The organism is Pseudomonas putida (assembly GCA_041071465.1).
Lineage (GTDB): Bacteria > Pseudomonadota > Gammaproteobacteria > Pseudomonadales > Pseudomonadaceae > Aquipseudomonas > Aquipseudomonas putida_P.
Window position 1 is genome coordinate 5,292,174 of sequence record CP163498.1, and the last position, 15,037, is coordinate 5,307,210.

9 protein-coding genes and 3 pseudogenes are annotated in these 15,037 nt (G+C 62.4%); 5 read left to right on the forward strand and 7 right to left on the reverse strand.

Features of this window, described 5'->3' with window-relative positions:
* Positions 1 to 3: 3 nt before the first annotated feature.
* Together AB5975_24375 and AB5975_24380 are read right to left on the reverse strand one after the other, a co-directional pair.
* Complete coding sequence (locus AB5975_24375) at positions 4 to 1,914, reverse strand: AAA family ATPase (protein XDR19612.1); 1,911 nt, start codon at positions 1,912 to 1,914, stop codon at positions 4 to 6.
* A 59-nt stretch (positions 1,915 to 1,973) separates the two neighbouring features.
* Positions 1,974 to 2,873 carry a helix-turn-helix domain-containing protein gene (locus AB5975_24380; GenBank protein ID XDR19613.1) on the reverse strand — a complete coding sequence of 300 codons (900 nt, stop codon included), beginning with the start codon at positions 2,871 to 2,873 and terminating at the stop codon, positions 1,974 to 1,976.
* Between the two features lie 182 nt (positions 2,874 to 3,055).
* Between AB5975_24380 and AB5975_24385 the strand changes: the two genes are divergently transcribed.
* From AB5975_24385 to AB5975_24400, 4 genes and pseudogenes are all read left to right on the forward strand, one after another.
* Positions 3,056 to 4,414, forward strand: a complete 1,359-nt coding sequence (locus AB5975_24385) for a glutamine synthetase family protein (protein XDR19614.1) — start codon at positions 3,056 to 3,058, stop codon at positions 4,412 to 4,414.
* 65 nt (positions 4,415 to 4,479) lie between these two features.
* Positions 4,480 to 5,567, forward strand: a pseudogene (locus AB5975_24390) (polyamine ABC transporter substrate-binding protein).
* A 13-nt stretch (positions 5,568 to 5,580) separates the two neighbouring features.
* Complete coding sequence (locus tag AB5975_24395; protein ID XDR19615.1) at positions 5,581 to 6,876, forward strand: NAD(P)/FAD-dependent oxidoreductase; 1,296 nt, start codon at positions 5,581 to 5,583, stop codon at positions 6,874 to 6,876.
* Positions 6,877 to 7,045: 169 nt separating this feature from the next.
* Positions 7,046 to 7,723, forward strand: a complete 678-nt coding sequence (locus AB5975_24400; GenBank protein XDR19616.1) for a DUF3313 domain-containing protein — start codon at positions 7,046 to 7,048, stop codon at positions 7,721 to 7,723.
* 69 nt (positions 7,724 to 7,792) lie between these two features.
* Here the strand turns inward: AB5975_24400 and AB5975_24405 are convergent.
* A pseudogene (locus AB5975_24405) lies at positions 7,793 to 9,168 on the reverse strand (L-serine ammonia-lyase).
* A 146-nt stretch (positions 9,169 to 9,314) separates the two neighbouring features.
* Between AB5975_24405 and AB5975_24410 the strand changes: the two are divergent.
* Positions 9,315 to 10,256 (forward strand): LysR substrate-binding domain-containing protein, encoded by a 942-nt coding sequence (locus AB5975_24410; GenBank protein ID XDR19617.1) that lies wholly within the window; start codon positions 9,315 to 9,317, stop codon positions 10,254 to 10,256.
* 10 nt (positions 10,257 to 10,266) lie between these two features.
* Here the strand turns inward: AB5975_24410 and AB5975_24415 are convergent, their stop codons facing one another.
* From AB5975_24415 to AB5975_24430, 4 genes and pseudogenes are all read right to left on the reverse strand, one after another.
* Positions 10,267 to 11,688 carry an undecaprenyl-phosphate glucose phosphotransferase gene (locus AB5975_24415; protein ID XDR19618.1) on the reverse strand — a complete coding sequence of 474 codons (1,422 nt, stop codon included), beginning with the start codon at positions 11,686 to 11,688 and terminating at the stop codon, positions 10,267 to 10,269.
* Positions 11,689 to 11,865: 177 nt separating this feature from the next.
* A complete protein-coding gene (locus AB5975_24420) occupies positions 11,866 to 12,618 on the reverse strand; it encodes a WecB/TagA/CpsF family glycosyltransferase (GenBank protein XDR19619.1) in 753 nt (250 codons plus the stop codon).
* Positions 12,618 to 13,805: a glycosyltransferase family 2 protein gene (locus tag AB5975_24425; protein ID XDR19620.1), complete on the reverse strand. Its 1,188-nt coding sequence runs from the start codon at positions 13,803 to 13,805 to the stop codon at positions 12,618 to 12,620. Before AB5975_24425 ends, AB5975_24420 begins: the two co-directional genes overlap by 1 nt.
* Positions 13,802 to 15,003: pseudogene (locus tag AB5975_24430) on the reverse strand (glycosyltransferase). Before AB5975_24430 ends, AB5975_24425 begins: the two are co-directional and overlap by 4 nt.
* Between the last annotated feature and the right edge of the window lie 34 nt (positions 15,004 to 15,037).

A 15,037-nucleotide genomic window follows, 5' to 3' on the forward strand; every position in this document is an offset into this window, starting at 1 on the left:
GCTTCAATCCCGAACCTGGTCCTTGACCCAGTCCAGCATCCCTCCCGGCACGATCAATTCATGCCGCGCCCGTGAACAGGCGGTATACAAACCCGCCAGCATCCGCGCCCGCTCATTGCGGTTCCCGGCCACCTGGGGCGCGACCATCAGCTCTGGCGACACCATCACCCGGGCAAACTCCATGTTCTTCACATCCCGCACCCGGCCCAGGAACAATTTCGGCGCCTTGTCCCAGCGGTAACGGCTCTTGGCCTTGGCGAAGTGCTCCGGTGTATAGCCCTTGCGCAGCATGCTGGCCACCGCGAGAAACGCTTTGTCGTCACCCTTGTCCTGCTCCAACGCCTGCCAGCTGGGATAACGGAACAGCATTGGATGGCGCGCCCGAGTGCCGTAGCGGTACAGCTCGATACAGTCCTCGACGAACAGTTCGAAGTCCTTACGTGCGCTTTTCAGCAAGATGAACGGCACGCCCTGATGCGTCAGGCGCTGGAACCAGCCAAACAGGCCCCATTCGTCGTCGACGATCAGCGCCGTGGGCTGCTGCGGCACTGTCACCGTATCGAAGAAACTGACCCGGGTGTAATGCTCGGCGCTGCCACTGAAGGCCGCCTGAATCGCGGCAGGGTGCGCCTGGATCAGCGGGTTGAGCACGTTGTCCATTGCCGGCCCGGCGCGCAGCGAATGGTCGATGCAGCGCTGGCGGATGAAGCTGCCATGATGCGGGCTGAGGCCGTTGAGGTTCTGCAGTTCGTCACCCAGGGCAATGATCGACTGCGGGCTGCGATCGAGCACGGCAAGCATCGGTGCAGACAGCTCATGGGCCTCATCGACGATGACGTGGGTGTAGCGGCTGTCAATCACATGATCCGTCAGCGACAACAGTTTCACCCGGTGATAGTCACGCACCGGCAGCTGGATGTCCCGCGCCGACGGACGAATCAGCTCCTGCCAGTACAAACGGGCCTTTTCCAGCAGCACCTCTTGATCCAGCGGCGAGGTGCCCGGCCCGGCCCAGGGCAAATGGTGCAACTGCAACTGGGTATCGGCACTGTGGCAGAACGTGCGCACGGCGCGGATGCACAAGGCGACCACATCACGCGCAGCGAGCGGCCCTATGTCGGGGATGGCCAGCCAGCGCACCACCTGCGCGTCCTGCGGGCGCCATGACAGTTTGGTGCGATAAGGGTCACGCAGGCGCCAGCCGTTGCTGGTGAGGTCGCGGTTGAGCAGCTCGTCGGCCAGCTGGCCGAAGGTCAGCGCGGTGTACGCCGAAGCGTCCTTGACCCGCGCCTGCAGGGCGCGCAACTGGCCTTCGGTCAGTGCCAGCAGCAACGTGCGCTGTGGCTCCAGCAGGCGGGCGAACTGGTGAATCAGAAAGGTCTTGCCGGTGCCGGCGAAGCCTTGCACGGCCACCGATTCGTCGACGCCACTTAGGAACTCACGCAGCAGACGGTTCTGCTGGTCGCTGAGCATCAGGTCGTTGGCCAACGACGGCAGGTGCACCGGATGCAGCGGGGTGACACGCTGGCGGTAGCTGTCGGCGAACTGGAAGTTCCACTGGCCCTCGCCATCGAGCAGCTCGACTGCCTGATACGCCACTTCGGCCGACAGCAGCGCAATGCCATTTTCGCCGAGCATACCCAGGCCCATGGCGAACGCCTCATGATCGAAATGCTGCGCCACCTGACCTTGGAATCGCCCAGGCGCGACGCCTTCGACTTCGTTGGCGATGCGCACGATTTCGGCAAAACGGCGCTCCTGCGCGTCGGCCGAGGCGGTGGCGGGCTGGCGTGGCAGATTTTGGATAAACAGTACCGCAGCGGCATCAAGCATGCTGGCAGTAGTGAAGAAGTCGCTGTCAGGCGCGTTGGCGAGGCGGTCGGCCTGGTCGCTGGGCAAAGGCAGGTAGAACATCGGCACCTCGGGTGGAAACAGGGCGGCACGATAGCAACTTTCAGTGAGGAATGCTGGTTTTAACCCCTGCCCCGCTTCAACGTCTCGCTGGGAAACTCCTTGAACAGTTGCCTGTAACTCTCTGAAAACCTTCCCAAATGCCAAAACGACCAACGCATTGCTACCTCGGCCACCGTCACCCCACCCCCGCGCAAGAGATCACGCCGCGCACCATTGAGCCGGCGTAACCGTAACCAGTGCGCAGGCGGCATACCGGTGAACGCTTTGAAGGCCTGCTGCAACTGGCGCAATGAAACCCCGGCCACCTCAGCCAACTCCACCAGGTTCAGCGTCTCCTCCGGGCAGTCGGCCGCCCATTCGCTGACCCGCCGCATGATCGCCCGCTCCTCGTCACGCCGCCCCAAAGCCACGCCCTGCAAGCGCTGGCAGGCGTTGTCGAGTATGAACAAGCAGTCTTCGAGCAGTTGTTCTGCCAGGGCCTGCCCCTGCAGCGGGCAATCGGCCTCGCCCAACCGGGTCAGCGTTGCGCTCAGCCAACTGCCGAACAGTGCATTCTGGCCGCTGCCCAGCGGCACCATGAACAACCCTTCCAGGCGCTGCGGGTCCAGCCCATGGCGGGCCAGGAAGGCCTGGTCGAACACGACCGCCACCTCCTGGTAGTTCTCCGGTGTGATCCAGATATTGCGGCTTTGTTCGTTCAGCAGGTACAGGCTGTTCTCGCTGCGGTCGAAGCAGAACGCCAGCGAACCCGTTGGCGCACGGAAAAACTGCTCCACCCGGGTGTTGAGCCGCTCTTCGTACACCTCCACGCCATCGAGCCCCAGGCAACGCAGCTCACCGCTGAAATGCCCCGGTGACATCTGCCGGTACTGCTGCTGCCACCCAGGGGTGGCGCGCACTTGTTCGGTGACGTCGGTGGTGTGGAAAGCCTGGACCTGCAACGCATTGGCGATTGTCACGCATCTTCCTGTATGCACTCTTTTGGTGCATTCGATACCGGAGAAAGTGGATAGATTGCCCCGGGGGGCTGCGACCAAGATAGTCTCCAGCGCGTCACCTGGGAAGCGCAGCGCCTTCGAAACCGTGTAACGACTTTCGTCAGCGAAGTGGCTCCACACTAAAACCCAACCAAGAGGTCTGTATGAACGCCCCCTTCGATCAGCTGTCCACCTGGCTGAAAGAACACCGGATCACCGAAGTCGAATGCGTGATCAGCGACCTGACCGGCATTGCCCGCGGCAAGATCGCGCCCACCGCCAAGTTCCTCCACGAGCGCGGCATGCGCCTGCCTGAAAGCGTGCTGTTGCAGACGGTCACCGGCGACTACGTTGACGATGACATCTACTACAACCTGCTCGACGCTGCCGACATCGACATGGTCTGCCGCCCCGACCCGACCGCCGTGTACCAGATCCCGTGGGCCATCGAGCCGACCGCGATCGTGATCCACGACACCTTCGACAAACAAGGCAACCCGATCGAGCTGTCGCCGCGCAACGTATTGAAGAAGGTCCTCAAGCTCTACGCCGACAAGGGCTGGCAGCCGATTGTCGCACCAGAGATGGAGTTCTACCTGACCAAGCGCTGCGAAGACCCGGATTTGCCACTGCAGGTGCCACTGGGGCGTTCCGGTCGTGCCGAAAGCGGCCGCCAGTCGTTCTCGATCGATGCCGCCAACGAATTCGACCCGTTGTTCGAAGACGTCTACGACTGGTGCGAGATCCAGGGCCTGGACCTGGACACGCTGATCCACGAAGACGGCCCGGCGCAAATGGAGATCAACTTCCGCCACGGCGACGCGCTGGACCTGGCGGACCAGATCACCGTGTTCAAGCGCACCATGCGCGAGGCGGCACTCAAGCACAACGTGGCCGCCACGTTCATGGCCAAGCCGATCACCGACGAACCGGGCAGTGCCATGCACCTGCACCAGAGCGTGGTCGACATCGCCACCGGCAAACCGGTCTTCGCCAACGAAGACGGCGGCATGAGCCAGCTGTTCCTGCACCACATCGGTGGCCTGCAGAAGTACATCCCCAAACTGCTGCCGATGTTCGCGCCCAACGTCAACTCGTTCCGCCGTTTCCTGCCGGACACTTCGGCGCCGGTCAACGTCGAGTGGGGTGAAGAAAACCGCACCGCCGGCTTGCGCGTGCCCACGTCCAGCCCCGAGGCGATGCGCGTGGAAAACCGCCTGCCAGGCGCCGATGCCAACCCGTACCTGGCCATCGCCGCTAGCCTGCTGTGCGGCTACCTGGGCATGGTGGAGCGGATCGACCCGAGCGCGCCGGTACAGGGCCGCGCCTATGAACGGCGCAACCTGCGCCTGCCGATCACCATCGAGGACGCGCTGCAGCACATGGAAGACTGCGAGACCGTACAGCAGTACCTGGGCAAGCAGTTCGTCCAGGGCTACGTGGCGGTCAAACGGGCCGAGCACGAAAACTACAAGCGTGTGATCAGCTCGTGGGAGCGTGAATTCCTGATGCTGAGCGTCTGATCCACCATGGGGGCTTTGCAGCCCCCTGCACCTAACTCGAAGAACAAGACCAACGAGGTGTCCCCATGCGTCATCTGCAAGCCCTGATCCCCGCCGCATTCACCCTGCTGTTCGCCACCACCACCCACGCCACCCCTTCGGTAAGCGTGTACAACTGGACCGACTACATCGGTGACACCACCCTGGCCGACTTCCAGGCCAGCAGCGGAATCAAGGTGGTCTATGACGTGTTCGACTCCAACGAAACCCTGGAAGGCAAACTGCTGGCCGGGCGCACCGGCTATGACGTGGTGGTGCCGTCCAACCACTTCCTCGCCCGCCAGGCCCAGGCCGGTGCCTTCCTGCCGCTGGACCGCAGCAAGCTGCCGAACTGGCAGCACCTGGACCCCAAGCTGCTCAAGCAGCTTGAACAGAATGACCCGGCAACCAGTACGCCGTACCCTATCTGTGGGGCACCAATGGCATTGGCTACAACGTCGACAAGGTCAAGGCAGCCCTGGGTGTGGACCATATCGATTCGTGGGCGGTGCTGTTCGAGCCGGAAAACCTGAAAAAGCTCAAGCAGTGTGGCGTGGCATTCATGGACTCGCCCGACGAACTGTTCCCGGCCATCCTCAACTACCTGGGCATGGACCCACGCAGCGAAAAACCGGGCGACTATGCAAAGGCCGAGGCCCGTCTACTCGAACTGCGCCCCTATATCACCTACTTCCATTCCTCCAAGTACGTCTCCGACCTGGCCAACGGTGATGTCTGCGTGGCGTTCGGCTACTCCGGCGACGTGTTCCAGGCCGCCAACCGCGCTGTGGAGGCGAAAAACGGCGTGAAGGTGGCCTACAGCATTCCCAAGGAAGGCAGCAACCTGTGGTTCGACCTGCTGGCCATCCCCAAGGACGCCAACAACCCCGAGCAAGCCCTGGCGTTCATCAACTACCTGCTCGACCCCAAGGTGATTGCCAAGGTCAGCGCCACGGTCGGTTATGCCAACGCCAACCCGGACGCCAACGCCTACATGGATGCATCGCTGGTGAACAACCCCGAAATCTACCCACCCCAGGAGGTGCTGGACAAACTGTACATCTCCAGCACCCCGAGCCCGAAGATCATGCGCGTCATGACCCGTTCCTGGAGCAAGATCAAGTCCAACCGCTGAGTCGAGAACGCCCATGCCTTTGAACAACCAACACACCGCTTCGTACTACGCCGCCACGGCGCGCGACGCGGCACCCTACCCTAGCCTGGACGGCGAATTGACAGCCGACGTGTGCGTGGTGGGCGGCGGGCTGACCGGGGTCAATACGGCCCTGGAGCTGGCCGAGCGCGGCCTCTCGGTGGTGCTGCTGGAAGGCCGGCGCATCGGCTGGGGCGCCAGTGGTCGCAATGGCGGCCAGCTGATTCGCGGTATTGGCCATGATGTCAGCGGCTTTGCCCGGCATGTCGGCCAGGACGGTGTGCGCTACCTCAAGCAGGCCGGCATCGATTCGGTGGAGCTGGTGGCCGACCGTATCGCCCACTATGGCATTGACTGCGACCTGCGCTGGGGCTTTTGCGAGCTGGCCAACACAGCGGCGCAGTTCGCCGCCTTCAAGGATGAGCAGGACGACCTGGCCGCCCTGGGCTATCGCCATGAAACCCGCCTGGTCGGTGCTGCGCAACTGAACGAGGTCGTTGCCAGCGACCAGTACGCTGGCGGCTTGGTGGACATGGGCTCGGGCCACCTGCACCCACTTGATCTGGTCCAGGGCGAAGCCCGCGCAGCCCACAGCCTGGGGGTGCGCATCTTCGAACAAAGCCCGGTACTGCGCATCGAGCACGGCCCCAGCGTGACCCTGCACACCGCCCGTGGCAAGGTGCGCGCCAGCAGCCTGGTGCTGGGCTGCAACGCCCACCTCGACGAGCTGGAGCCGCGCCTGAGCGGCAAGGTGCTGCCGGCCGGCAGCTATGTAGTGGCCACCGAGCCCTTGCCCGAAGCTTTGGCCAGCAGCCTGATCCCGCAGAACATGGCGCTGTGCGACCAGAAGGTCGGCCTGGACTACTACCGCCTCACCGCCGACCGGCGCCTGCTGTTTGGCGGGGCCTGCCACTATTCCGGGCGTGACCCCAAGGACATTGCCGCGTACATGCGGCCCAAGGTGTTGAAGGTATTCCCGCAACTGGCCAACGTGCGCATCGACTACCAATGGGGTGGCATGATCGGCATCACCGCCAACCGTTTCCCCCAGGTCGGGCGCCTGAACCAGCACCCCAACGTCTATTACGCCCAGGGCTATTCCGGGCACGGGCTGAACGTGACGCACTGGACAGCGAAGCTGCTGGCAGAAAGCATCGCCCTTGGTCACAGCCACGGCCTGGATGTGTTCAGCGCCGTGCCGCACCTCACCTTCCCTGGCGGCAAGGCATTGCGCTCGCCGTTGCTGGCACTGGGCATGCTGTGGTACCGGTTGCGCGAAGCGCTGGGGTGAGTTCGGGGTGGATTTTGCGGCGCCCGGGAGATCGAGCGCCGCGCGGGCGGCGCTCGGTCTTCCAGGCACCAGATGATCCAAGACGAGCACTTGGGATTAAACCCACTGGCCAACTGTCACGCACCTGCTAGCGTTGTTGAGGCCGACCTCTCAAGGATGCCTCTTCATCATGAAATCACTGCATCGCATTACCCTGTTGTGCGCCGCCCTGCTTGCGGTGGCCGCTTGCTCCAGCAATCGCGTGGACCCCAAGGATTACTCCGGCTTCCTCAAGGATTACAGCCGGCTGCAGGAGGCCAAGAGCCCGTCGGGTGACCCGGTAATGCGCTGGATCGACCCCAAGGTCAACGTCAACCAGTACAGCCAGGTGTTCATCGAGCCCAGCCAGTTCTACCCCAAGCCGCAGCCGACAGCGGTGATCTCGCAGCAGACCTTGCAGGAGATCACCCGCTACTTCAATGAAGCTCTGCGCCGTGAAATGGGTAGCGTAGTGCCCTTGGCCAAGGGGCCAGGCCCCGGGGTGATCGTGGTGCGCCCTGCAATCACCGCGGTGTCTACCAGCAACGAGGGACTCAAGCCGTACGAGGTGATCCCTATCGCGCTGATTTCGGCGGGGGTGAACACCGCCATGGGTGGCCGTGATCAGGAGGTGGATGTCGGCGTGGAAGCAGCATTCCTCGATGGTGCCAGCCAGAAGGTACTGGCCCAGGTGGTACGCAAAGGTACCGGCCAGGAGCTGGAAAACGATACCCAGAAGCTGACCTTGAATGATGTCAAGCCAGTGCTCGATGGCTGGGCCAAGGACATGCGTGCGAGCTTCCTGGCGGCGAAGCAGAAAGCTCGCTGATGCGGTTTTGACCCGGTTGTTCAATGCGGTCGCTTGCAGGAGCACGCCTGCAAGCGACTGCGTTAAAACTCAGCACTCAACAAACGCAACAGCCAAACCGCCGCGCGAGGTTTCCTTGTAATTGGCATGCATATCCGCACCGGTATCACGCATGGTGCGGATGACCCTGTCGAGCGAGATGAAGTGCTCGCCATCTCCCCGCAGCGCCATCTGTACAGCGTTGATCGCTTTGACTGCAGCAATCGCATTGCGCTCGATGCACGGCACCTGCACCAGGCCGCCCACCGGGTCGCAGGTCAGCCCAAGGTTGTGCTCCAGGGCAATCTCGGCCGCATTTTCCAGTTGCGGCAGCGTAGCCCCCAGCACCTGCGCCAGGCCAGCAGCGGCCATCGAGCAGGCTGAGCCGACCTCCCCCTGGCAACCCACTTCGGCACCGGAGATCGATGCATTCTTCTTGCACAAGATGCCGACTGCCGCTGCGCCAAGCAGGAAGTCCACGACATCAGCGTCGCAGGCGTTGGGATTGAACTTCATGTAGTAGTGCAATACCGCCGGGATAATACCGGCGGCACCGTTGGTGGGCGCGGTAACCATACGCCCACCGGCGGCATTCTCTTCATTGACCGCCAGGGCGAACAGGTTGACCCATTCCATGGCGCCAAGGGTCGAGCCAATCACGTTGGGCTTGCCAAGTTCCTGCAGGCTGCGGTGCAGCCGCGCGGCGCGACGCTTGACGTGCAAGCCGCCTGGCAGGATGCCCTCATTGCGCAGACCGTTCGCCACGCACTCACGCATGGCCGCCCAGATGCGCAGTAACCCTTCCCGGACCTCGGCCTCCGGGCGCCAGGCGCATTCGTTGGCCATCATCAGTTGCGCCACGCTCAGGTCATGGCCCTTGCACAAAGCCAGCAATTGGGCGCCACTGTCGAACTCATAGGGTAGTCGCACTGCATTCGTTTCGCCTGCCGGCGCATCGATCTCGGCCTGCTCGACGATGAAACCGCCGCCCACCGAATAATACGTCTGGCACAACAGGCTACCCTGCCCGTCCATGGCCTCCAGGCTCATGGCATTGGGGTGATAAGGCAGGTTCTCGTCGAGCAGCAGCATGTCACGGCCATATTCGAAGGCCAGCGGATGGCTGCCATCGAGCATCAGGCAGTGCTCCTGCAGGGCCTGGCCTATACGCGATTCGATAGTGGCTGGGTCGATGCGGTCTGGCCACTGGCCCATCAGGCCAAGCAGGCACGCACGGTCGGTGGCATGGCCAACCCCGGTCGCCGACAGCGAGCCATACAGCCGCACCTCCACGCGCGTTACCCGCGCCAGCAGCCCCTGCTCGCGCAGGGCCTGGGCAAAGGTAGCGGCCGCCGCATCGGGCCGACGGTGTGAGAACTGGACGGCCCGATGCCGATTTTGAAAAGGTCGAAAACACTGATAGCCATGCTAATGCCTGACCGTACCCTGATATGCATCCACAGTACGGTTGTCTGAAGAAATTGAGCGATATTGCGATTTTGCGCGATACTGACGCGCTGACTCACGGATGACCAACGAAACTTTCTAAGCAAGGCTTTAGTGGTACTAAACGATGCGACGACAACTCAATGGTCAGATGTTCGTCTGGCTGCATGTATTCGCCTGCGCAGCCCGGCACCTATCCTTCACCCGCTGCGCCGAAGAACTGCACATCACCCCGGGCGCGGTCAGCCAGCAGATGCGTCAGCTGGAAGAACGCCTGGGCTATCGGCTGTTTCTGCGTCGAGCGCGGGGCGTGGAACTGAGCGCCGAGGGGCAACGCCTCGCCCAGACTGTGGCCGAGGCCTATGGCAGCATCGAGGCCGAGCTGCTGCGGCTGGACGCAGGAGAAATTCGCGGCACGTTGCGCGTCCGTTCAATCCCCTCATTCCTGGCCAAATGGCTCACGCCTCGCTTACCGCGTTTTCAACAGCGTTACCCGGATATCGAACTGCGTCTGGTAGCCGAAGACAGCGCCCAGGCGCTGACCCCGGGTGACTTCGACCTGGCCATCGACCTGAACGATGGCAGTTACCCCGGCATGCTCTCGACGCCACTGCTGGACGAGCAGATCTTCCCGGTGTGCTCACCCATGCTGTTGCGCGGGCGCCCGCCGTTACACGGGCCCGCCGATCTGGCGCACTACCCGCTGCTGCACGACATCACTGCCTGGCGCGGTAGTTCGGAATATGCCGAGTGGGAGTTCTATCTGGAAGGCATTGGCGCCGTCGGGCTGGATGTGCGGCGTGGGCATACCTTCAACCGCAACCACCTGACCATCGAGGCCGCGATTGCCGGCATCGGCGTAGCGATCGCCCGGCGCACGCTACTCAACGACGAACTGGAGCGCGGCGCTTTGATCGTGCCGTTTGGTGTGCCAATCGCCAACCACAAGCGTTATGTGGTGCATTACCCGCCAGGTGGCTTGAACCAGCCAGGCGCGCGGGCAGTGCATGACTGGCTGGTGGAGGAAGCGCGTGTGTTCAGGGAGCTGCATCCGCTGAACAAGGAATAGCCCAACAGGTTCAATAGGCCTGTTTACCTGTGAACGCATTGAGCGTGCGCACCAGGATCACGAAGTCCAGCCACAACGACCAGTTGTTGATGTACTCGATGTCCGAGTCCACCCGCTGGATCATTTGCTCGATGTCTTTGGTCTCCCCTCTGAACCCGCGCACCTGCGCCAGGCCTGTCATGCCGGGCTTGATGTTGTGGCGGGCAAAGTAGTCGACGATATCCTGCGAATACAAGGTGTCGTGCTGCAAGGCATGTGGCCTGGGCCCGACCAGCGACATTTCCCCGGTCAGCACATTGAACAACTGCGGCAGTTCATCCAGGCTGGTACGGCGGATGAACGCGCCAATACGCGTGAGCCGTGGGTCGTTTTTCTGCGCCTGTTTGACCTCGCCATTCTCTGGCTGGTGAACGTGCATGCTGCGAAATTTCCAGATACGGAATGATTCCCCTGTCCAACCGGTGCGTTCCTGGCGGAAGAACACCGGGCCGCGGCTGTCGAGCTTGATAGCCAACGCAACCGCCAACAGCACCGGTGATGCGAACAGCAGAATCAAGGCTGCCAGCACCCGGTCCTCGAGGTTTTTCAAGAACAGACTCATGCCCGTCAGCGGCGTTTCCGACAAGGTCAGCACCGGAATGCCGGCAATTTCCCGCACGCTGTGGTTGATCAGGCGCAACGAGAAGATATCCGGTACCCAGTTGACCGCAATGCACTTGTCGAGCAACTTGAAATACACGTCATTGATGACTTCAGAGCCGCCCAATGGCGTTACCAGGTACACGGTGCGGATTGCATGTTGGGCCACCAGTTCGTCGAGGTCGGCAATGTGCCCCAACACTGGCAGGCGCTGTTTGCCCTCGGCATTCTCGCGCCCCTGCTCATCGGCCTTGTCGATCAGTACACAACCTAGCACCCGCTCGCCAAACCAGGGGTTGTTGCTGATCTTCTGGTACAGGAAATTGGCCAGGTCGCCGGCGCCAATGATCAGCGCATTGTCCAGGCGCGCATGCGCGCTAAAGCGTTTTTGCAGTTCGCGTACGGCAAAATGCAAAAACAACTGGGCGATATAGCCAATGACGAATAGCTGCCCCACCAATAGCCGCGAATAGGTTTCGCTCTGTTTGGTCAGGAAGGCCATGACCACCAGGAAGCAAAAGGTTGCCGACCAGGCTTTGAACAGGCGGAAGGCCTTGATCGAAAGCCCCACGTTGGTGCGATAAATGGCGTAATGATCATAAATCACGGCCAGTGCGCCAATCAGCAACAGCAGCATGATCACGTAATCGGAGGTGATGTAGCCGAACTGGTCGTAGATCAGGTACCAGGCGATACCGGTCACGGCAATGCCATCGAGGCCGGCCTGAATGGCGTTACTGACACTGCTTCTTCTCTGGAGTAAGGAACGACTGCTTCTGGGTTCGAAAACCATTTCAGACCTCATCAATTTGAGCGTAGCAAGTGCCTTCCATCAAACAGCAAGTCTTGAAACCAGCTTATGCAAAGCCAGTGAAGCAGGTTCGCGGGGCCCCCAAGCCATTGATCTCACTGTAGCAGCCACCCGCCGCTGGCGTGCCCGGAATCGCCGCTGCTACGCATTTTGGCCGATTCATACGGTGCGCCTGGCCGAAACCGCCGCCCGCCGGTACAACAACGTGCGCAACAGGAACAGCGGGTTACCCACCACATAACGCAGGAACAGGCGCTTGGGTTCGCGCAACAACCGGTACAGCCACTCGCCACCCAGACGCCGCAACCACTCGGGGGCCCGGCTGACCTTGCCGCCGAGAAAGTCCAGAATCGCCCCGCCGCAGACGATCAGGCAGGGCACGCCAATGGCTGCCAATTCTGCCGCTACCGCTTCCTGCTTGGGCATGCCCATGCCCAGTACGATCAGTTCGGGCTGCTGCTCGCGGGCCAGCTGCAGATAGGTTTCAACGTTGGCAAAACCATCGTGAACTGACACCGGCACAATGCCAAACTCGGCTTCACAGCGTTGTACCGCCTGGCCCAGATAAGGTTGCCGTGTGCCCCAGAAAGCGACTTTGCGCCCACGGTATGCAGCCATGAGGCGGGGAATGAAGTCGGTGCCGTTCATGTTCAGCCCAGGCTCCAGCCCCAACCGGCGATACAGGATCGCCATGCCAGAACCATCACGCAGCAGCACATCCGCGGCAGTTAGTGCCCCGCAGTAGGCGCCATCGCGCACCACCAGGTTCATCGCATGGGCATTGACGAAGCCCAGCACGGTGGCCGACTCCGGCGTGGCCAGGCGCTCGAGCAGGTGCTGCGCGGCAGCGTCGTCGACGACCACTTCCAGCTTTTCGATAACACGCTTCCAGCGATGTGGCCACTGTGCCATCAGTCGTCATCCCGTTTTGAACGCACCCATTCAACCTGGCGCTTGATCAGGAAACTCAAGTACAAGGGGACCTTTCTTGCCGCGTAGAACGGCGCGTACAACAGTACCGAGAACGGTATCAGCTCACGGCAGAAACGCGCCCAGGCCAACACCACGGCCAAGCCCAGCATGGCCAAGGCGGCAAGTGCCAGCCACGCCGGTGCCGCCAGGCCGAACAGCAGGTACGCCAGCCAGGCCAGCAGGTTAAGCCCGAGCAAGGACAACACCAGCAACGCCAGGGGGGGCACCAGCAAGTCCAGGGTCATGGCCGCCAGGCTGCCGTTGCGCTGAGTAATGGCAGCCAGCGCCCGTTTGGGCGCGTCGGCCAGCATCAAACCCAGATGGCCGTGCTCCCAGCGCGTGCGCTGGCTGTTGAGGCCTTGCTGGCTGAGCGGAAACTGGCTGGTAACCAATGCCTCGGGGCAGAACACAGGGGGCTTGCCCTGCTGGCAAAGGTCCAGGCCAAGCTTCACATCCTCGACCAGGTGACCATTGGCCAGGTTGATCAGGCTCAGGTCATGCCAACCAAACGCCATGCCTGCACCCATCAGCTGGCATGGCAGGCCCAGGCGCGACCAGCCGCGTGGCCGCACCAGGTTCTTGACGCGCCAGGCGAACTCGGCCACCTGCACCTTCAACCCAGCACCTGCCGAGGCACGCATCAGGTACAGCGACTGTACTGGGCGGGCAACTTCGCGGCAGCGGCGCGCCAGGCAGTCGATTGCCCCTTCGCCCACCTGGCAGTCGGCATCCACCACGATGACGACTTCGGGTGGCCGCTGAGCCAGGTGACGCACGCCAAAGTCCAAGGCGTAGCCTTTGCCGCGCAACCGCGTATCGTAGCGCTCGACCACTTGCGCACCAGCCTCTCGCGCGAGCTGGGCAGTGTCGTCCGAGCAGTTGTCCGCCACCACCAGCAAGCGGTCACCGTCCAGCAGTTGCGGGACAATACTGGCCAACGTCGCGCGAATGATCGAAGCCTCATCGTGGGCAGGCACCAACACCGCTACCGACGGGCGCCCGCCAGTGCCCTGGGGCTTAGACCGCGCCGGCAGGCAGGCCAGCAACACCTGCAGCAACAGCACCAACACCGGCACCAGGACGATGATCGCCAGCAGGCCCAGTAACCAACCCAATACACTTATCATGCGTATGCCTTGAAATAGCCGGCCAGCCTGGCCGCCTCGGTGTCGATGTCATGCCGCTGCAAGACTCGCTGGTAGGCCGCTTCGCCCATGTGCTGCAGCACTTCGGCCGGTTGCGCCAGGCAGTCGGCCATGGCTGCCGCCAGCTCGTCCACGGCACCGGCAGGGAATAACCAGCCGTTCTCGCCAGGGCGTACCAGCTCAGGGATACCCGCCACATAGGTAGTCAGCACGGGTCGGCGCAAGGCCATGGCTTCCATGATGACCACGGGCAAGCCCTCGGCGAAGCTGGGTAGCACCAGCGCACGGGCGGCAAGGATTTCTTCGCGCACCTGCGCGCTGCTGATCCAGCCGGTGATGCGCACCTGCGCCTGCAGGCCGTGTCGGGCAATCAACGCCCGATCTCCTCGCGCATTTCCCCGTCACCTGCCAGCACCAGCTCGAAGTCGATTGATTGGGCCGCGAGGCGGTGCGCCGCCTCAAGCAGCAACAACTGGCCTTTCTGTTCGCAAAGGCGCCCGACACACACCAGGCGTGGTGCGCAAGGCACGTTAACCGGCGCCACATCATGGAAACCACGTTCCAGGCCGCAATGCACCACCTTCACCTTGCCCCAATGCTCGTGGGCCACCCACCGGTACAGTTGGCTGCGCCCGTACGAGCTTACCGCCGCGACAAAGGCGGCACGCCGCACCTTCTCACCCATGTGCAGGAACTGTGGTTTATCGAACTCTTCCGGCCCATGCACGGTGAAGCTGTAAGCCGGCCCGCCCAGGACGTTGGCCAGCATCACCACTTCAGTAGAGTTGGTACCGAAATGTGCATGCACGTGTGTCGCCTCCCCTGCCTGCAACCACTGCAGCACCTGGCAGGCCTCGGCCAGGTAGACCAGATGGTAGGGCCAGGCACGATCGGCCCGTAAACCAAGGCGCATGGCCAGCCACAGCGCCTGGAAAAACCGCCGCGGCTGCGCACGCAGCACTTGCCACGTAGGCCCCAGCAGCCCCTTCAGCCCGCCTTGCAGTACGTAGCGGGTCTTGTCCCGTTCGGTTGCATCCTCGGCATCCTGCACCTGGGCGTCCCACCCGCGCAGCGCTATACGCTGCACATCCATCCCCTGGCGCTCCAGCGCCAGAATTTCGCGACGTATGAAACTGTGGCTGACCTTCGGGTACTGATTGATGAAGTAAGCAATGCGCATACGAATCCAGATCCAAACCCGCTTGATGACGTAC